Source organism: Hyunsoonleella sp. J2K-J805, from assembly GCF_057167125.1.
This window is the reverse complement of the sequence record NZ_CM169901.1, coordinates 3,280,699-3,300,620: the sequence shown is the minus strand read 5'-3', so window position 1 is coordinate 3,300,620 and position 19,922 is coordinate 3,280,699. Positions and strand designations below refer to the sequence as shown.

Below are 19,922 nucleotides of genomic sequence, written 5' to 3'. Positions count from 1 at the left end.
TTTGTTGCTAAAGTATAATATTTTAAGTTTTCAATTCTATTTACGTATCTGAAAGACAGAAAGATTAGCAAACCACTAATCTTTCAAATTTTATACCAATTATATACTCAAAATTAAAATAGGGTTCTAGTTACCATAAATGCAGCTGCTCCTACTAAAAACCCAGCAAGTGCTAACCAAGAAATCTTTTTTAAATACCAAAAGAAATCAATTTTTTCCATCCCCATTGCTACAACTCCAGCAGCTGAACCAATAATTAACATACTACCTCCAGTTCCTGCCGAATACGCAATAAAATGCCACAATTCATGATCTATTGGCTCAGTAAACATACCTAAACTTGCTGCTACTAAGGGCACATTATCAATTACTGCAGAACCTACCCCAAGCAGCAATACTACTAAATCTGAGACACCTCCAGGATGCATCTCTGTACCAAGTTGTGGTACATTATCTTGTAAAGAACTTGCAAAACCAAATAGTATTCCAAGTGATTCTAGTGCCGCTACCGCCATTAATATTCCTAAAAAAAACAGAATACTTGGTAGCTCAATTTTTGATAGCGATTGATGTACTGGACTATGGTGTGCGTGGGCATCACTTTCTTCAGAATCATGACTAGACATACTAAACTTAGAACTACTGTATATTTCTGCAAAGGTTGCCACTACTCCTAAAGACAACATCATGCCAACATAAGGCGGTAAATGTGTAATTACTTTAAAAATTGGCACAAATATGATAGCTCCTAAACCTAAATAAAGCATTGTTCCACTAAATTTAGATTTACTCTTTTCAGTATCCTCAACAATATTTAAATCTCCTTTAAATGCTGGTAAAAATGATGCAATTAACGATGGTACTACCATACAAAGTAATGATGGCACTAATAAATAACCTATTAAATGCCCTGTAGTCACCTTTTTGCCTATCCATAACATAGTTGTGGTCACATCGCCTATTGGAGACCAAGCACCACCTGCATTGGCAGCAATAATAATTAAACCTGCATACCAAATACGAACATTTCTGTCCTTTACAATTTTTTGAAGTATTGAGATTAAAACAATAGTTGCAGTTAAATTATCGATGATAGCAGATAAGATAAAAGCCAAAATTGAAAATATCCAAAGAATTTTATTTTTCTTCTTTGTTTTTATAAACCCTTTTATTGTAGCAAAGCCATCAAAGTAATCTATTATCTCAACAATGGTCATTGCGCCTAATAAGAATACTAAAATTTCGGCAGTTTTACCAAGATGATGCAACAATGTCTCCTCCATTAAATGCATCTTCTCCTCATGTTCAAAGGCACCAAAATTTTCGAGAAGGGCGTGTTTACCAGAATCAAACCATTGTGGGAAGCTTTCCAGTCCTAATGCAATTAAAGCCCAACAAATGGCCATCATGACCAGTGCAGGAATTAATTTATCGATTTTAATACTGTGCTCTAGAGTAATGGCTAAATAGCCCATAACAAATACTAGAATAATCGCTGCTTCCATAAATTATAGTTTATATCAATTGGTTAAGCGCTATTTCAAATGCTGTTGCGCTAATTTCAGTTTTAGACTTATTCTTATTATAAATATTTTCTAACGCATTTTTTATGGTTTTCGATGTGTCATCAAATATAGCTTCATCTGTCATTTGTACTTTTCGTTCCATAAAATACGCAAAAACACGAGCCATTCCACAATTTGAAATAAAATCAGGTATTAAACTCACTTTGTAATCCGTGTGTTCCATAATTGGTCCGAAAAAAATTTCCTTATCAGCAAAAGGCACATTTGCACCACATGAAACAACTTCTAAACCACTATCAATCATTTCATCTATTTGATGAATGGTAATTAATCGAGATGCCGCACATGGAGCAAACACTTCTGTTTGTAATCCCCAAATTCTTTTATTCATCTCTTCAAATGGTATCAAATTTTCTTCGGCTAAAGTATTACCCTTTTTGGCAAGAAAAAAATGACTTATGTCATCAAACGTAAAACCGTCTTCATTTATTAAGCCACCAACACTATCAATAATACCAACAACCTTAGCCCCCATTTGCGATAAATAAAAAGCTGCCGCTGCACCAACATTTCCAAAACCCTGCACTATTGCGCGTTTACCTTTTATAGAACCGCCATAAATATCGTAATAATGTCTTGCAGCCTCTGCAACCCCAAAACCTGTAATCATATCGGCCACTTTGTACTTTCTCGACACATTTGGAGAATACATAGGGTTTTCAATCACCTTTATTACACCTTGTCGCAATTGGCCTATTCTATTAATTTTATCGGCTTCTGTTGGCTTAAAATACCCATTAAAAACTCCCTCTTGTGGGTGCCAAACACCGCTTTCCTCTGTTATAGGTATAACTTCGTGGGTTTCATCCACGTTTAAATCTCCACCGGTACCATAGTAGCTTTTCAGCAATGGTGAAACCGCTCTGTACCAACGTTCTAAAACACCCTTTTTTCTAGGGTCTTTCGGATCAAAATTTATTCCTGATTTTGCCCCTCCTATTGGTGGACCAGAGACAGTAAATTTTATCTCCATAGTTTTAGCTAGAGATAAAACTTCATTTAAATCTAATCCTTTTCGCATTCTAGTTCCTCCTCCTGCTGCACCGCCTCTTAAGGAATTTATAACTACCCAACCCTCGGCTTCAGTTTCAGAATCCTTCCAATTAAAAACTATTTCTGGGGCTTTTTGCTCAAATTTATTTAATAATTCTTTCATCTTTATTTAATTGATTCATTTTTAAACTTACACATATCAAAATCTTAAAACAAGATGCGCAGCTAAAGTTGAGTCATGATAAAGTGATTTAAAATTATTACTGAAACAAATATAAAAAACTAAAAGACCTTAAAAGATTAATTTTATATTAATTTAAGGCTGATATATTTCTCCTGTAGAATGATTTTTTGAAGCCCCTGTTACACTTTTTAAACAGTTCACCTCGTTACGAAGTTTTAGAATTCCTAAAAATGCAAAAATTAAGGCTTCTTTGAATTCCACGAGCTCTTTTTCAGGAACTATAATGCTACTGCTACAATGATGCTTTAAACGATTTAAGAGATAGGCATTGTAAGCTCCTCCGCCAGTTAACAGAACCGAACCCTCTTTTTTTTCTCAGTTTCTTTAGAAACTTGGATGGCAATATGTTCACAAAAAGTGCACAGAATATCTTTAATTTCTAATTGAAAGCTATCGACAAGTGGATATATATGTGTTTTAACCCATTCCAAACCAAGCGATTTTGGATAGGGCTGATAATAAAAATCTAATTCATTTAGCTTAAGTAACAAATCTTGATCAATACTACCCGATAAAGCAATCGAACCATTATCATCATATTGAAGCCCCAACTGCATTGTGTAATAATTTAAAACGATGTTAACTGGACAAATATCATAGGCAATACGCTCACCATTGAAATCCAATGAAATATTAGCAAATCCTCCAAAATTCAAGCAAAAATCATACCCAGAAAACAACAACTTATCTCCAATCGGCACCAAAGGAGCTCCTTGCCCTCCAAGTTTAACATCTTGTACCCTAAAATCACATACCACTTTAAGCTCAAGTAATTTTGAAATAATAGGTTTATTGCCTATTTGATAGGTAAAATTTTCTTCTGGCTTATGAAGTGCGGTATGACCATGTGAGCATATAGCATCCAAACGATTAATACCATTCTTTGCAATAAATGTATTAATTGTTTTGGCTAAAAACTTAGTATATTCCTGATCCACCTTTTTCAAATCATCAGTGCTTAATTCTATTAAACTTTTTAACTTTTTCATCCAAAATTTATCGTACGAAATAGTTTTTGATAGCAGTATTTTAAATGTCCATTTTTGGTGAAAATGAAATTTTGAATAAACTAAATCAATCCCATCTAAAGAAGTGCCAGACATGACACCAATAACATGATATTCGTTTTTTGCCATAGAGCGTAAATTTAAGATTATTCATTGAAAAATTCACACTAAAAAGCTATATTTGTAAACTTTTTTTACTTAAAACACATTTTAATTACGAATTATGAATTTTAACCTTTCTGAAGAACATAAAATGATTCGTGACGCCGCTCGCGATTTTGCTCAAACCGAATTACTTCCAGGAGTTATTGAACGTGATGAAAAACAACAGTTCCCTGACAAACTTGTAAAAAAAATGGGGGAGCTTGGTTTTATGGGTATTATGGTAGACCCCAAATATGGAGGTAGCGGCATGGATACTATTTCTTATGTACTTATCATGGAAGAATTATCCAAAATTGACGCATCGGCCTCGGTTATAGTTTCTGTAAATAACTCATTGGTGTGTTATGGTATTGAAAAGTACGGCACAGAAGAACAAAAAGAAAAATATCTTACTAAATTGGCAACTGGTGAATTCGTTGGAGCTTTTTGTTTAAGTGAACCAGAAGCCGGAAGTGATGCGACTTCACAGCGAACAATAGCAATCGATAAAGGCGATCACTATATACTTAACGGTACAAAAAACTGGATTACAAACGGTGGTAGGTCCGATGTGTATTTGGTAATTGCACAGACAGATAGAGATAAAGGCTCTCATGGTATTAACGCTTTTATAGTTGAAAAGGATACAGAAGGATTTCATATTGGCCCGAAAGAAGATAAACTAGGAATTCGTGGAAGCGATACGCACACCCTACAATTTAATGATGTAAAAGTGCCGAAAGAAAACAGAATAGGAGCTAATGGTTCTGGATTCAGGTTTGCCATGAAAACCCTTTCTGGAGGGCGCATTGGCATTGCATCTCAGGCACTTGGCATAGCTCAAGGGGCATACGAATTAGCACTTAAATACTCCAAACAGCGCAAAGCTTTTGGTACGGAGATTTGCAACCATCAAGCCATAGCCTTCAAATTGGCAGATATGTACACTGAAATTGAAGCAGCTCGATTATTAGTCATGAAAGCCGCAGCTGATAAAGATGCTGGAAACAACTATGATAAATCGAGTGCCATGGCAAAGCTCTATGCATCAAAAGTTGCAATGGAGCAAACAGTTGAGGCTGTCCAAATTCACGGCGGCAATGGCTTTGTGAAGGAATATCATGTAGAACGTTTAATGCGTGATGCGAAAATCACTCAGATTTATGAGGGCACTTCAGAGATTCAGAAGATTGTGATTTCTAGAAGTGTTTTGAGGGATTGAAATCTTTTTCTAAATAATTTTTAAACATCATACCGAGGAGAAATAGCTAAGCATTATGCCGAATATATTTCCCATACCAAAAATCAGTCCTTCCCAACCAACAAAATGATGGCGCTACTATCGCTCCCGCATACGTCTGCCAAAGTTATTTCTAAACCATAAAGCCAGTGAAGCTTGTCATCTATATTTAATTTTTAAGTATAGTCCAAAAAAACCCCTTCACTATTCCTAATGAAGGAATTCAAAAAAAGCAGCGACCTATTCAATGACTACCTATACAAGCGCAGCGCAGTATAAACAGATGCAGGAATTAATCACGCCCTAGGCGTGGCACTCCCCTATATTTTGAACAAAAAAAAGAGTCCAACTACATATGTAATCGGACTCTTCCAAAAAAGGCGGCGACCTACTCTTCCACAAGTGCAGTACCATCGGCGCTAACGGGCTTAACTTCTCTGTTCGGAATGGTAAGAGGTGAGCCCCGTCGCTATAACCACCTTAAGTTTTAAGTAATTAGTCTTTAGCAGTTAGTAATTAGAAGACTTACGCATCTAACTACTTTGTACTAAGTACTAAATACTGTCACGCCCTAGCGTGACTAATATCTTAACATATTGAAAATAAGAAACATGATTGTGTAATAATTATGGAACTTATAAAAAAACAACGCGCCCCCCATTACCCTTGCGGGCAAGTGTCCTCCCCCGGTTGGGGGAGTTAGAGGGGGCCTTACAATAAGCCTATGGGTTATTAGTACTACTCGGCTGCGGACGTTACCGCCCTTGCACCTGTAGCCTATCAACGTGGTCATCTCCCACGACCCTTTAAAGAAATCTCATCTTGTGGTGGGTTTCGCGCTTATATGCTTTCAGCGCTTATCCCTTCCCAACGTAGCTACCCTGCAGTGCCGCTGGCGCGACAACAGGTACACCAGAGGTTGGTCCAACTCGGTCCTCTCGTACTAGAGTCAGATCCACTCAAATTTCTAACGCCCACTGTAGATAGAGACCGAACTGTCTCACGACGTTCTGAACCCAGCTCGCGTGCCACTTTAATGGGCGAACAGCCCAACCCTTGGGACCTTCTCCAGCCCCAGGATGTGACGAGCCGACATCGAGGTGCCAAACCCCCCCGTCGATGTGAGCTCTTGGGGGAGATCAGCCTGTTATCCCCGGCGTACCTTTTATCCTTTGAGCGATGGCCCTTCCATGCGGAACCACCGGATCACTATGCTCTACTTTCGTACCTGATCGACCTGTATGTCTCTCAGTCAAGCTCCCTTATGCCATTGCACTCTGCGCACGGTTACCAAGCGTGCTGAGGGAACCTTTAGAAGCCTCCGTTACTCTTTTGGAGGCGACCACCCCAGTCAAACTACCCACCAAGCACTGTCCCTTCACAAGAAGGTTAGACTCTAGATAAGCAAAGGGTGGTATTTCAACAATGACTCCACAACGCCTGGCGACGCCGCTTCAAAGTCTCCCACCTATCCTACACATTACTTATCCAAAACCAATACTAAGCTATAGTAAAGGTGCACGGGGTCTTTTCGTCCCACAGCGGGTAATCGGCATCTTCACCGATACTACAATTTCACCGAGCTCATGGCTGAGACAGTGTCCAGATCGTTGCACCATTCGTGCAGGTCGGAACTTACCCGACAAGGAATTTCGCTACCTTAGGACCGTTATAGTTACGGCCGCCGTTTACTGGGGCTTCATTTGAATGCTTTGCTAAAAGCTAACATCTCCACTTAACCTTCCAGCACCGGGCAGGTGTCAGGCCATATACGTCTTCTTTCGAATTAGCATAGCCCTGTGTTTTTGATAAACAGTCGCCTGGACCTTTTCACTGCGGCCCCGCCGAGGCGGGGCGACTCTTCTCCCGAAGTTACGAGTCTATTTTGCCTAGTTCCTTAGCCATGAATCTCTCGAGCTCCTTAGAATTCTCATCCCAACCACCTGTGTCGGTTTAGGGTACGGGCCGCTTCCCTCGCTTTTCTTGGAAGTCGATTCTCTGGGTTATCACCGCAACCGAAGTCTTAGTGTACTATCGCCGTGTTACCACTGGCTTCAACGTGCTATTCCGTCAGCACGCACCAAATATTCGCCTCCGTCGCTTTTAGCGGGAGCGGGTACAGGAATATTAACCTGTTGTCCATCGACTGTCCCTTTCGGGTTCGCCTTAGGTCCCGACTAACCCTCAGCTGATTAGCATAGCTGAGGAAACCTTAGTCTTTCGGAGTGCGGGTTTCTCGCCCGCATTATCGTTACTTATGCCTACATTTTCTTTTCCATGCGTTCCAGAAGACCTCACGGTCAACCTTCAGCACCCATGGAATGCTCCCCTACCACTTTCGTCCATAGCTTCGGTAGTATGTTTATGCCCGATTATTATCCATGCCGAACCGCTCGACTAGTGAGCTGTTACGCACTCTTTAAATGAATGGCTGCTTCCAAGCCAACATCCTAGCTGTCAAAGCAGTTCAACCGCGTTTTTTCAACTTAACATACATTTGGGGACCTTAGCTGATGGTCTGGGTTCTTTCCCTCTCGGACATGGACCTTAGCACCCATGCCCTCACTGCAATACATCATTTTATAGCATTCGGAGTTTGTCAGGAATTGGTAGGCGGTGAAGCCCCCGCATCCAATCAGTAGCTCTACCTCTATAAAACTAATATTACGCTGCACCTAAATGCATTTCGGGGAGTACGAGCTATTTCCGAGTTTGATTGGCCTTTCACCCCTACCCACAGGTCATCCGAAGACTTTTCAACGTCAACCGGTTCGGTCCTCCACTGTATGTTACTACAGCTTCAACCTGCCCATGGGTAGATCACACGGTTTCGCGTCTACCACTACCAACTATAGCGCCCTGTTCAGACTCGCTTTCGCTACGGATCCGGACCTGAAGTCCTTAACCTTGCTGGCAACGGTAACTCGTAGGCTCATTATGCAAAAGGCACGCCGTCATCACGCGAAACGCGTGACTCCGACCGCTTGTAAGCGTATGGTTTCAGGTTCTATTTCACTCCCTTATTCAGGGTTCTTTTCACCTTTCCCTCACGGTACTAGTTCACTATCGGTCTCTCAGGAGTATTTAGCCTTAACGGATGGTCCCGCCAGTTTCACACAGGGTTTCACGTGCCCCGCACTACTCAGGATACCACTATATCCACACTCTTTACCTATACGGGACTATCACCCTCTATGGTTCCTCTTTCCAAAGGATTCTAATTCATCATGCTTCTAATGTCGTGGTCCTACAACCCCAGTATTGCCGTAACAACACTGGTTTGGGCTAATCCGCGTTCGCTCGCCACTACTTACGGAATCACTTTTGTTTTCTTCTCCTCCGGGTACTTAGATGTTTCAGTTCTCCGGGTTCGCCTCCTTGCGGATACTATATCTTCAATATAGTGGGTTGCCCCATTCGGATATCTACGGATCAATTTGTATGTGCCAATCCCCGTAGCTTTTCGCAGCTTATCACGTCCTTCATCGCCTCTGAGAGCCTAGGCATTCCCCATACGCTCTTTTGTAGCTTATTGTACTTTTGTCTTTTTAATGAGTTTACTATCGGCTTTTAGCTATTCGCTATTAGCCTCTAGAGTTATTATTGCTCGTTACAATAATTAATTTTATTAAATATTTCTATCTAATTTTCATGTATCTTTTTTCAATATGTCAATGAACGTGTGGCGAGTCGCCACTGACAAACATTTATCAGTTTTGATTTGCCGCAATACGCTTGAAATAAGTAATACTTATCTCTAGGCATTGCCTAGTGGAGAATATCGGAGTCGAACCGATGACCTCTTGCGTGCAAGGCAAGCGCTCTAGCCAGCTGAGCTAATCCCCCGTCTTTCTAGTTGGCAGTCCACAGTCTCAGTCTGCAGTCGTTAGCCGACTAATGGGGTGTTAACCACTTCTAGAATTTCCTTTCAATATACAATGAACTTAACCATTATTGACTGAACTTATCGTTAGCCATAACAGGTACCCACCTTCGTGGGCATACTCCGCACTTGCATGCTTCGTAGTCTCAGGCAGACTCGAACTGCCGACCTCTACATTATCAGTGTAGCGCTCTAACCAGCTGAGCTATGAGACTGTTGTTAGTCGTTAGCCGTTAGTTATTAGTAGTTAGCACAAGACTAACATCTAATTACTAATGACTTATTACTATATTTCTTAAATTAACAGCAATGAGAATAAACTATCTCTCGTAATAGTTTTGATACTTAACCAGTCGTCTTTCTCTAGAAAGGAGGTGTTCCAGCCGCACCTTCCGGTACGGCTACCTTGTTACGACTTAGCCCTAGTTACCGATTTTACCCTAGGCCGCTCCTTGCGGTGACGGACTTCAGGCACTCCCAGCTTCCATGGCTTGACGGGCGGTGTGTACAAGGCCCGGGAACGTATTCACCGGATCATGGCTGATATCCGATTACTAGCGATTCCAGCTTCACGGAGTCGAGTTGCAGACTCCGATCCGAACTGTGATAGGGTTTATAGATTCGCTCCGCCTCGCGACGTGGCTGCTCTCTGTCCCTACCATTGTAGCACGTGTGTAGCCCAGGACGTAAGGGCCGTGATGATTTGACGTCATCCCCACCTTCCTCTCGGTTTGCACCGGCAGTCTTGCTAGAGTTCCCATCTTTACATGCTGGCAACTAACAACAGGGGTTGCGCTCGTTATAGGACTTAACCTGACACCTCACGGCACGAGCTGACGACAACCATGCAGCACCTTGTAAAGTGTCCGAAGAAAAGCCGATCTCTCAGCCTGTCACTCTACATTTAAGCCCTGGTAAGGTTCCTCGCGTATCATCGAATTAAACCACATGCTCCACCGCTTGTGCGGGCCCCCGTCAATTCCTTTGAGTTTCATTCTTGCGAACGTACTCCCCAGGTGGGATACTTATCACTTTCGCTTAGCCACACAGCCGAAGCCGTACAGCTAGTATCCATCGTTTACGGCGTAGACTACCGGGGTATCTAATCCCGTTCGCTACCTACGCTTTCGTCCATCAGTGTCAATACATTGTTAGTGATCTGCCTTCGCAATTGGTATTCTATGTAATATCTATGCATTTCACCGCTACACTACATATTCTAACCACTTCACAATGATTCAAGACTAGCAGTATCAAAGGCAGTTCTACAGTTAAGCTGCAGGATTTCACCTCTGACTGACCAGTCCACCTACGGACCCTTTAAACCCAATGATTCCGGATAACGCTTGGATCCTCCGTATTACCGCGGCTGCTGGCACGGAGTTAGCCGATCCTTATTCTTACGGTACCGTCAAGGTGCTACACGTAGCACGGTTTCTTCCCGTATAAAAGCAGTTTACAACCCATAGGGCAGTCTTCCTGCACGCGGCATGGCTGGATCAGGGTTGCCCCCATTGTCCAATATTCCTCACTGCTGCCTCCCGTAGGAGTCTGGTCCGTGTCTCAGTACCAGTGTGGGGGATCCCCCTCTCAGGCCCCTACCTATCGCTGTCTTGGTGCGCCGTTACCGCACCAACTAACTAATAGGACGCATACTCATCCTTTACCGTAACCTTTAATATAATGCCCATGCGGACGCTATATGTTATGGGGTATTAATCTTCATTTCTAAAGGCTATCCCCCAGTAAAGGGCAGATTGTATACGCGTTACGCACCCGTGCGCCGGTCGTCATCTGGTGCAAGCACCAATGTTACCCCTCGACTTGCATGTGTTAGGCCTGCCGCTAGCGTTCATCCTGAGCCAGGATCAAACTCTTCATCGTTAAATTTTTAAGTCTCTTACGACTTGTTTGCTTAACAACTAATTTAGAATCTATAGTACTCAAAATGGTCTATTCTCTTTATTGATCAAAATTCGTTCCTTCGATTCCCGTTTCCACGGGAACGACAAACTGATGTTTTGCCGTTTCCGGCAAGTCATCTCTTGATCTTACGCTGTCAATTCAATATGTCTATGAACTTTTTTATACTTCTCTTCGAGTCTTTCCTCCCAAAGCGGGTGCAAATATAAAACCCTTTTTTTACCCCCACAATACTTTTTGAAAAATTTTTTGGAAATATTTTTTTAACACTATTCCTCAATTCCAAAACATCCTGCGGATGAAATCCAAAAAAACAACCTTGGCCGTTTTTGCGGGTGCAAACATAGCACCCTTTTTCTATTCTGCAATGACTTTTTTGATCTTTTTTTTAAAAGTTTTTTTGACCCTTTTTAATGCGCTTGTTCTCTGATGGTTACATGCCTTAAAATTTGCCTATTGCGCCTGAGGTTCGAATTGATTTTGTGTGATTGATAAACCGATATAGGGGTTTTTGGAATGTGACAATCTTTATCTTTATTGCTCTATTATATTATACAATGCGTGCTTTTTCTCTCGTCAAAGCGCGAAGACGCAAAGTGAATAGCCCTTGCAATGCAATTATTGTAACGATTCGGGTTTCTTGTGTTATCGTTATTATATGTTCATTTTGCCTTGATAACCTATTGGTTTGATGACTTTAATATATTTTTGCCCCTAAAATGTCGCTGGCAGATAAGCGCGTTAGGGATTGCAGCGGCATCCTTTTTGCGAAGCCTTGAAAGTCAAAAAAAAATGTATTTAAAAACAATAGTAATTAAACTGTGTGATCCCGAAACAAGTTCGGGACTGCTGCGCAGAAAGATATAGCGGATAGCCCGACCCGACCCTAGGAGGGGAACGCCCTAAAAATTAAAAAAATATTACATAAAAAAGTTCCAAACGATACCGAACCTTATGGCGAAATCGCGGTATGGATAATTGGGTGCAGAATAATAGTTGTAACCTGTTAAGGCGGAATTAAAATGTTCTGCTTTAAAAAAAATACGTGTTTGACGGATTTTAGCGTTTATAAAAAAGTCTAGTCTTGGGAACTCTCCAAACTCTCGTTCGTTCTGCACATAAAACTCGGCAAGAATGGGATTGTACCCATTCATATAATACTTGGTAAAGTAATTTAAAGTTACGCCTGTTTGCAAGTACATCGCTCTCTTGAATAAATCTGAACTGAAATAAAAGGTGTTGCGTGTAGTGATTTGTGGAACATTTAACACATTGTTATCACTCTGTACATTTTGGTACAACACTGTATTGTTCAAGGCAAATTTTCCTACCCTTATTTCATTTTCTAATTTTGCCCTTAAATAATTGATAGTACCATTATTTTGGAATGCCTTAATAGCTTCCGTTTCGGTGATACTTTCATCTTGTTTAAAATAGACGTAATCTGAAATTGTGGAATAGTCTACAGAGAGATTTACAAACTGCTTATATTTTATTTGAAACGCCAATTGTTGGGTTTCTACATTGTTAAAGCCGTTTTGCCAATTATAGTCTTGATAATTACTTTGGTACAAAAGAGCGTTAAAATTTGGCGCCCTTGAGCTATGGTTTATGGCTGCTTTGGCAAAAATATCATCGGTAAGATTATATGATGCCTCTCCCTTTATATAGTTACCGGTAAAATCTCCAGCAATGTTTATACCTGCCTCTCCTTGTATGTTAAAGCCCCTGAAGAACTTTCGGTACTTGCCACCTGCGGCATAAATGTTTCCTTTTAAGCGGTTGGTAATCGTGCGATCGTTAAATATTACCAATTTATTGTAACCGTAATTATAATGGGTATTGCTCACGTTTACACGAAAATCACCTAATTCATTATTAAAATAATTAAGTTCGAATTGATTATGTAAACGCTCTAAGGTTACGCGGTCTCTAAAGTTTGAACTTGTAAAACCCTCTCCATAAATTGAATTCTGCCTAGTTTGATCGAATTGAAACGATTTATCCTCAAAAGAAATGATATGGTTTAAGCTTAACTTATAAACCGAAGTTGAATCTTTGGGAGTTTTAGGTAGTTCCTTTTTCACCACTTTATTAAAGACATTGAAACTTTGATCCAAATGAAATCGCTTGCCTTTTAGTATACTTTCTGCATTTTCAAAATTGACTTCAATAATGGCTCTATCTAAAAACTCTGGCACACCTTGCTCAAAGTTCTCTACCATATCGTCTCTTAAACCGCCATTTTCTTGATTGAGTAAATCTTGCATTACAATATGGGCTCTCACGTTATAACGATTATTTTTTGTTTTGTAATTAGTGGTAAACCTAAAGTTACCTGTACTTGTTAAAATATGCTGGTATTGCCCTAAAGAGCGCATACCCTTGTATGCCACTGAAAAATTGAACCGCGGTGTTGTATTTACCGTAAAAAAAGAATCTGCCAATTGCCCTTGCTCAAATGCTGTTTTATAAAAGAGTTCTGTTAATGGGGTTGGTACTCTATAATAGTAGATATCCTCTATTTCCATATAATTGAAATGCCTCGCCCTAGCACCAAAATTTGGCAAAAGACTGGTATTTTGGAAATTATAGGTTAAGCTATTATAGGTTTGTCCTAAATTGGAAAATGGCATCAATCCAAAATTATCCCTTCTTAAATAGTTGAATTTGTATTCTTTTTGAATGGTAAGTGTAGTATCTACAAAAGTAGTATCGTTATCATGGGAGATGATAAGGTAGTCCTGAACCTTAGCTTTTTCATCTTCATCATTACCTTTGGTTAGCTTACCGAGGAGGCTTTCCTTACGTTGTTTCTTTGCATGAACGATTGAAGCACTATCCTTTACTTTTACCACAGTTGAATCAGAATCCTTAACTGGCGGTTTCTCTTCAGGGTCGGTCTGACCAAAAACCGCAGTAGCGCATAGCACAAAAAATAAAACGATTGCTAACTTCTGCATAAAAATTTTAAAAACGTTGCAAATGTAAATACAAAATATGATAACGTGGTAAAATGAAAAAATTATTTAGTTGATATATTAAATTATTCATAATACTTTTGATTCATGCTAATTTTTAAGCACTCTGAACACACTTATGAATGCGGTACTGACGAAGCTGGCCGCGGCTGTTTAGCAGGCCCAGTAACTGCAGCTGCTGTAATTTTACCCGATGCCTTTAAAAATGATGTGCTTAATGACTCTAAACAATTAAGTGAGGTGAAACGGGATGCTCTAAAACCGATTATTGAACAAGATGCTTTGTGTTTTGGTATTTCTCATGTGTTTCAGGATGAGATTGACAAAATTAATATTCTAAATGCGTCAATTTTGGCAATGCACAGAGCTATAGATGACCTTGAAACATCACCCGAATTTATTATAGTAGATGGTAATAAATTTAAACCTTACCACGCTATTCCACACGAAACCATCATCAAAGGCGATGGTAAATATTTAAGTATAGCCGCAGCATCAGTTTTAGCAAAAACCTATCGTGATGCTTATATGAACAAAATCCATGAGGAATTCCCAATGTACAATTGGAAGCAGAATAAAGGCTACCCGACGAAACAGCATAGGGAAGCAATAAAAACCTATGGCGTTACTAAATATCATAGAAAATCTTTCAGGCTGCTACCCGAACAACTAAAATTGGATTTGTAAGTTTATATTCCTTGTTAAATCTTGCTCATAATTCGTTAATAAACATATTGGTAGTATCAACTTTTTTTATGGTTCATTTTATATTTTAGCGGAAATTTGATGATTCCATGAGATTTTTTTTGTGTTCCCTCCTACTTAGTGTTGTGTTAAGCTGTACAAATTCCAAAAATGAACGGTATCAATTAATTGATTATGCACCTGACGATTCTGAGATTATTTTAAAAACAACAAATCTCGAGAGTTTAAAAAGTGCTATTGAAAACAACAACTTCTTAAATGTTGTATCTGAGAGTGATGTTTATAAAGGTTTACAAGCTAAACTAAGTTCAATTTCTAATCTTAATTCTAGTGGAGATGTTTTAATATGTATCTCAAAAAAAAGCGACAGTCTGGAGTACACTTTAATTACAAGGTATTCTGAAACACTATTTCAAACAGATTCACTAAAAAATTATATTGAAGAAGAGCTGAAATACAAGTCGCATAGTATCATGAAATCTACGCTTGAAGATGCTGTTTTTTTCAACGCCATAGTTGACAGTACGTTTATTTTATCTTCTTCTAAGACTTTGCTTAGCGAGAGTTTAAATCTTTCTGATAAGGGTTCCGCCTTAAAAAAGCTGTATGATGTTACGAGCAAAGATGAAAACCTTTCAATTGTATGGAATACAGAAAGTGCCGTATGCCCTTCTTTTTTTATTGAAGATGAATTAGCCTCAAATAGCTTAAGTGCTTTTTTAGCTTTGGATACCGAAATTTCCCAAGACGACCTTTTCATCAATGGTATTGTAAAATCAACAGATTCTTCAAAAAAAATCATTGACTTATTCAAGAACACGGTACCGCAAGAAAATCAAATACAAAATATTACCCCTGGAAACAGTGATGGCTTTTTGAGTTTTACGTTTGATGATTTTCAAGTGTTAGGAGAAAACATCTCCCGATATCACAACAAAGATTCCATTTCTGATAACATCGAACTATTCAACAGTATTATTGAAGTTGGTGTTATTTATGAAGCTGAAAAACGTGCTATTGTTTTAAATTCTATTGATGCTATTGTAACTCAAGATGCACTATTAAGTGATAAAAATAGTATTGAAACCTATCGTGATATTAAGATCTTTGAGTTTTCTACATCAGAAATATTTACAGAAACACTTGCTCCACTTATCAGTAACATTAAACCTTCAAAATACTGTATCATAGACAATTATTTTGTTTTTGCAGATTCCGTAGAACTTCTACAAAACATTATTGCCAGCTACCAGAATAAAACCACTTTGGGCAATCGCGGCTACTTTATAGAGCTTAGTGAAAACTTAAGTAGCGCAAGTTCCTTGATATTTGTTGCAAAACCCGAACTTTTAAAAACCGTCGTTGAAAAGAATATTGGAACACAGCTTAGCTTTAAGAACTATAATCTTTCGGCAATTCAATTTATATACGACACAGATTTTGCCCATATTCATGGCGCACTGATAAAGGGTAAGCGGAAGCGTGTGCAAAATTCCATTTCGGAAAATTTCAATATAAAAATAGATACTTATATTTTAAATACACCACAATTTGTCACGAATCATATCACCAAACAAAAAGAAATTGTAGTACAAGACCTGAACAACAAACTTTACTTAATTTCAAACCAAGGAAAAATAGTGTGGAAAAAGCAGCTAAACAGTGCCATCCTTGGTAAAGTGCAACAGATTGATATGTATAAAAACGGAAGACTGCAATTGGCTTTCGCGACAGCAAATAGAGTTTATGTTGTTGACAGAAAAGGTAGGGACGTTGCGCCATTCCCTTTAAAATTCAATGATGCTATTACGCAACCACTTTCAGTTTTCGATTACGACAAAAACAAAAACTATCGGCTATTGGTCACACAAGGTAAAAATGTATTAATGTATGATGCAAGAGGGAAAACGGTATCAGGATTTACTTTTAAAAAGGCGAATAGCAACATTATAAGTCAACCAAAACACTTCAGAATAGGCACTAGAGATTATTTGGTTATAAAAACTAAAAACAAGCTTTATATATTAGATCGGGTTGGTAAAACGAGAGTATCCCCAAAATCCCAAAACACATTTTCAAACGAACCTGTATTCCTTTATCAGAACAAATTCACCACGACAACTACAGATGGAAAACTTGCGAGCATTGACACTAGGGGCAATGTAGCACTTGTAGATTTAAGACTAACTAACAATCATAATTTAGAAACCACAAGTAAAACACGGGTTACATTTCATGACAATAAATTGGGTATAAAAAGTAGGGTTCTAGAACTAGATTACGGTAATTACACCAGACCGAGTATTTTTTACATCAATGATAAAATTTATGTGGCCATAACCGACTTGCAGGCAAAAAAAGTATATCTATACGACAGCCAAGGAAAATTGATTCCCAATTTCCCTGTTTATGGCAACTCCTCAATTAGCTTGGATAATATTGATAGGGATAGAAATTTAGAGTTTGTTACCAAAGGTGATTCTAACAGCATTATTCTTTATGAAATTAACTAGCTTATTTACAATGACATAATTAACATTTAAATGTTGATTAAATTTCCATAAGCCTTTTGCTACTCAAAAACTAATTTCTATATTTAGCAAAGCTATTAATCAAAACCTTTTCAATGAAATTCCTGAAAAATGCGCAAAGCATTTTAATTTTTGGAATACTATTCCTGCATGTAATTCCAACACTTGAAGCGCAAACCAAACAACTAAAGCGTCCTAAAAGTAGGGTAGGAACTGGTAGCCTTGATAGTTTTGGTCAGGAATTTTTTGATATTTATGATAAAGTATACAAGTACGATGGCTACGCTGAAGCTGGAACGCCATTGGACGAGGAAGATATTGATGTTTCTGGCACTAATATTGAGTTACCGAACGATTTAGATGTTGGTAAAAAACTAAAAGATGCCAATATGATAATGACGATAAATATGGGCGGTATGAATATGAAGATGACCATGGATATAATCAACCGAACAGTAGATGCCAAAGAGCGCATTACCACACCTGCAGGCACATTTAATTGTTATGCATTAAGTTATGATTCTCAAGTAAAAATGGGCATAAAAACATCGTTCACCATAAAAGAATGGATTGCAGAAGGCGTGGGCGTTGTAAAAACTGAATCGTATGATAAAAAAGGAAAACTAATGGGATACTCTGAGCTTACTAGCTTTAGTAAATAATTTTAACCACCAAAATACAAGTCCTCGAATCTAGGCGTCAAAGTGCTTTTGCTTTGGCGCCTTTTTTTGTTCAAATTTCAACTTAATTTAATACTATTGCAGTCTCAATAACATACACATGATTTCAAGAAAAAACGCATCCATCTCGAAATTCGTCATTCATAAAGTTGGAAATAAACATAATGACACCAAAAATGCATTTTCAGAAAAAACCGTAGAATTTGATGAAGCCAGTTATGATTTGATGCTTCCCTTTCTATTAAAACCTTTTGGAAGTGCGGTACAAAGTTATCGCTTTAACCATCATGCCAATATTTCCTTAAACGAAATTAACACTTACGCCGCACAACTATTTAATGAGGACGATGCATTTATTGAAGTCTCAAAACACATCGTAATGCATTTGTACGAGCAGTCCACCTCAGCAAATATAAAAACAGGGGATGTTTTGGTAGTGGAATTTGAAGGGATTGAATTTAGAGATATTACCACAAATGCTATTGGAATTTTTAAAATTGAAAGTAAAGTAAATTTCTTTCAGACTTATTTAGAAAACAACAGTTATGATGTGTTGGTTCAAAAAGGTATTAGCTCTAAAAAAGTGGATAAAGGTTGTCTAATTTTAAACCAAAGCGATGCTGAAGGTAATATTATTTTTAGTGTTGATAATAATAGCTACGATGCACAATATTGGACAAATCATTTCTTGAACATAAAATATGCCGATGATGCCAATAGCCATACACAGCAATATATAGAGTTGTGTAAAGACTTTTCATCTGAAATATTAAAAACTACTTACGGTGCACAAGAGCAAAATAGCTTTTTAGCAAAAACTATCGACTTTTTTAAAGAGAATGAAATTGTAAATGTAGAGCGATTTAAAGATGAGCTTTTTGAAGAAGACAAACATAAACGAGAATTTGACACCTATAAAAAAGAGTTTGAAGGCGAACAGAATTTGGTCATTAGAAATCAATTTGATGTAGCTGAAGCAGTTGTAAACAAAGAAAAACGTAAAATAAAAACCGATATTAAACTTGATACAAATATTCAAATTAAATTAGATATTGATGCCCCAGATGCCTCAACCGAATATCTAGAACGCGGTTATGATGAGGAAAAGAAAATGCATTACTACAAAGTATTTTTTAATGCTGAAAATTAAGAAAACACCTATTCTCTTAGCCTAATACCTCAACAATATTTTTTAACTTTAAGGCACTAAATCACATCAAATGAGTAAATCTATATCTACCGAAGACTACGAAAAGGCATTAAAAAATTTACATACTGATTTGGTTCACCTTCAGGAATGGGTGAAAAAACAAGGTTTAAAAGTCGTAATTGTTTTTGAAGGACGAGATGCTTCTGGAAAAGGAGGTACTATAAAACGCTTTACTGAACCACTAAACCCTCGTGTATGTAAGGTTGTAGCATTGGGTGTTCCTACTGAAAAGGAAAAGACGCAATGGTATTTTCAGCGTTATGTAGAGCATTTACCCTCTGCGGGACATATAGTACTATTCGACAGAAGTTGGTATAACCGCGCTGGTGTGGAAAAAGTTATGGGGTTTTGCACTAACGATGAATATGAAGAATTTTTAAGGTCTTGTCCTGAGTTTGAACGTATGCTGGTGCGCTCAGGTATTATTGTTTTAAAATACTGGTTTTCTGTTAGTGATGAAGAGCAAGAACGTCGCTTTAAAAACAGAATATCTAACCCTTTAAAGCGTTGGAAATTTAGCCCAATGGATTTAGAATCGCGTTCCAGATGGCTAGAATATTCTAAAGCGAAAGATAATATGTTTGCGCATACCGACACCAAGCAAGTGCCTTGGTATGTGGTTAATTCAGACAATAAAAAGAAAGCACGCTTAAATTGTATAAGCCATGTTTTAAGTATGATTCCTTATGAAAAAATGGACATTAAGCCTATTGAGCTTCCTGATTTACCTGACTATAAAGCATACGTACGTCCACCAATGAATTATCAAACTTTTGTACCAGAGAAGTATTAAAC

Annotated in this window: 11 protein-coding genes, 2 tRNA genes and 3 rRNA genes; 6 read left to right on the top strand and 10 right to left on the bottom strand. The window is 38.4% G+C overall.

Annotation, left to right across the window (positions count from 1 at the left end):
- Positions 1-113: 113 nt before the first annotated feature.
- From nhaD to AC1B0Z_RS14500, 4 genes are all read right to left on the bottom strand, one after another.
- The gene (gene nhaD / locus AC1B0Z_RS14515) at positions 114-1,505 is read right to left on the bottom strand and encodes a sodium:proton antiporter NhaD (protein ID WP_483792829.1); all 1,392 of its coding nucleotides are present in this window, start codon (positions 1,503-1,505) and stop codon (positions 114-116) included.
- Between the two features lie 10 nt (positions 1,506-1,515).
- Complete coding sequence (locus AC1B0Z_RS14510) at positions 1,516-2,742, bottom strand: Glu/Leu/Phe/Val dehydrogenase dimerization domain-containing protein (RefSeq protein ID WP_483792828.1); 1,227 nt, start codon at positions 2,740-2,742, stop codon at positions 1,516-1,518.
- A gap of 153 nt (positions 2,743-2,895) precedes the next feature.
- Positions 2,896-3,117 carry an anhydro-N-acetylmuramic acid kinase gene (locus AC1B0Z_RS14505; protein WP_483795318.1) on the bottom strand — a complete coding sequence of 74 codons (222 nt, stop codon included), beginning with the start codon at positions 3,115-3,117 and terminating at the stop codon, positions 2,896-2,898.
- The gene (locus tag AC1B0Z_RS14500) at positions 3,111-3,959 is read right to left on the bottom strand and encodes an anhydro-N-acetylmuramic acid kinase (protein WP_483792827.1); all 849 of its coding nucleotides are present in this window, start codon (positions 3,957-3,959) and stop codon (positions 3,111-3,113) included. Before AC1B0Z_RS14500 ends, AC1B0Z_RS14505 begins: the two co-directional genes overlap by 7 nt.
- A 94-nt stretch (positions 3,960-4,053) precedes the next feature.
- Between AC1B0Z_RS14500 and AC1B0Z_RS14495 the strand changes: the two genes are divergently transcribed.
- Positions 4,054-5,196 carry an acyl-CoA dehydrogenase gene (locus AC1B0Z_RS14495; RefSeq protein ID WP_483792825.1) on the top strand — a complete coding sequence of 381 codons (1,143 nt, stop codon included), beginning with the start codon at positions 4,054-4,056 and terminating at the stop codon, positions 5,194-5,196.
- Positions 5,197-5,589: 393 nt separating this feature from the next.
- On the opposite strand, the gene rrf is transcribed toward AC1B0Z_RS14495, so the two are convergent.
- From rrf to AC1B0Z_RS14465, 6 genes are all read right to left on the bottom strand, one after another.
- A 5S ribosomal RNA gene (rrf, locus tag AC1B0Z_RS14490) occupies positions 5,590-5,697 on the bottom strand.
- A 229-nt stretch (positions 5,698-5,926) separates the two neighbouring features.
- Positions 5,927-8,749 (bottom strand): 23S ribosomal RNA (locus tag AC1B0Z_RS14485).
- Between the two features lie 237 nt (positions 8,750-8,986).
- Positions 8,987-9,060 (bottom strand) — tRNA-Ala (locus AC1B0Z_RS14480).
- 178 nt (positions 9,061-9,238) lie between these two features.
- Positions 9,239-9,312 (bottom strand) — tRNA-Ile (locus tag AC1B0Z_RS14475).
- A 152-nt stretch (positions 9,313-9,464) separates the two neighbouring features.
- A 16S ribosomal RNA gene (locus tag AC1B0Z_RS14470) occupies positions 9,465-10,981 on the bottom strand.
- The 16S, 23S and 5S rRNA genes sit together here with 2 tRNA genes alongside, the layout of an rRNA operon.
- A gap of 959 nt (positions 10,982-11,940) precedes the next feature.
- Entirely contained in the window at positions 11,941-13,983 is a 2,043-nt protein-coding gene (locus AC1B0Z_RS14465; protein WP_483792823.1) for a putative porin, read from the bottom strand.
- Positions 13,984-14,088: 105 nt separating this feature from the next.
- Here AC1B0Z_RS14465 and AC1B0Z_RS14460 point away from each other — a divergent pair, with 105 nt between their 5' ends.
- The 5 genes from AC1B0Z_RS14460 to ppk2 all read left to right on the top strand — a co-directional run bounded on the left by AC1B0Z_RS14460 (position 14,089) and on the right by ppk2 (position 19,920).
- Entirely contained in the window at positions 14,089-14,688 is a 600-nt protein-coding gene (locus tag AC1B0Z_RS14460) for a ribonuclease HII (RefSeq protein ID WP_483792822.1), read from the top strand.
- A 107-nt stretch (positions 14,689-14,795) separates the two neighbouring features.
- Positions 14,796-17,219: a ribonuclease HII gene (locus tag AC1B0Z_RS14455; RefSeq protein ID WP_483792821.1), complete on the top strand. Its 2,424-nt coding sequence runs from the start codon at positions 14,796-14,798 to the stop codon at positions 17,217-17,219.
- 113 nt (positions 17,220-17,332) lie between these two features.
- On the top strand, positions 17,333-17,899 hold the full coding sequence (locus AC1B0Z_RS14450) for a TapB family protein (protein ID WP_483792819.1): 567 nt from the start codon (positions 17,333-17,335) through the stop codon (positions 17,897-17,899).
- 118 nt (positions 17,900-18,017) lie between these two features.
- Positions 18,018-19,067 (top strand): nucleoid-associated protein, encoded by a 1,050-nt coding sequence (locus AC1B0Z_RS14445; RefSeq protein ID WP_483792817.1) that lies wholly within the window; start codon positions 18,018-18,020, stop codon positions 19,065-19,067.
- A 70-nt stretch (positions 19,068-19,137) separates the two neighbouring features.
- The gene (gene ppk2, locus AC1B0Z_RS14440; protein WP_483792815.1) at positions 19,138-19,920 is read left to right on the top strand and encodes a polyphosphate kinase 2; all 783 of its coding nucleotides are present in this window, start codon (positions 19,138-19,140) and stop codon (positions 19,918-19,920) included.
- Positions 19,921-19,922: the final 2 nt, after the last annotated feature.

Bases quoted from the DNA above. Each gene is read 5' to 3' on its own strand.
- nhaD (WP_483792829.1), bottom strand. From the start codon at position 1,505: ATGGAAGCAGCGATTATTCTAGTATTTGTTATGGGCTATTTAGCCATT.
- AC1B0Z_RS14460 (WP_483792822.1), top strand. From the start codon at position 14,089: ATGCTAATTTTTAAGCACTCTGAACACACTTATGAATGCGGTACTGAC.
- AC1B0Z_RS14445 (WP_483792817.1), top strand. From the start codon at position 18,018: ATGATTTCAAGAAAAAACGCATCCATCTCGAAATTCGTCATTCATAAA.
- AC1B0Z_RS14455 (WP_483792821.1), top strand. From the start codon at position 14,796: ATGAGATTTTTTTTGTGTTCCCTCCTACTTAGTGTTGTGTTAAGCTGT.
- AC1B0Z_RS14450 (WP_483792819.1), top strand. From the start codon at position 17,333: ATGAAATTCCTGAAAAATGCGCAAAGCATTTTAATTTTTGGAATACTA.
- AC1B0Z_RS14465 (WP_483792823.1), bottom strand. From the start codon at position 13,983: ATGCAGAAGTTAGCAATCGTTTTATTTTTTGTGCTATGCGCTACTGCG.
- AC1B0Z_RS14500 (WP_483792827.1), bottom strand. From the start codon at position 3,959: ATGGCAAAAAACGAATATCATGTTATTGGTGTCATGTCTGGCACTTCT.
- ppk2 (WP_483792815.1), top strand. From the start codon at position 19,138: ATGAGTAAATCTATATCTACCGAAGACTACGAAAAGGCATTAAAAAAT.
- AC1B0Z_RS14495 (WP_483792825.1), top strand. From the start codon at position 4,054: ATGAATTTTAACCTTTCTGAAGAACATAAAATGATTCGTGACGCCGCT.
- AC1B0Z_RS14510 (WP_483792828.1), bottom strand. From the start codon at position 2,742: ATGAAAGAATTATTAAATAAATTTGAGCAAAAAGCCCCAGAAATAGTT.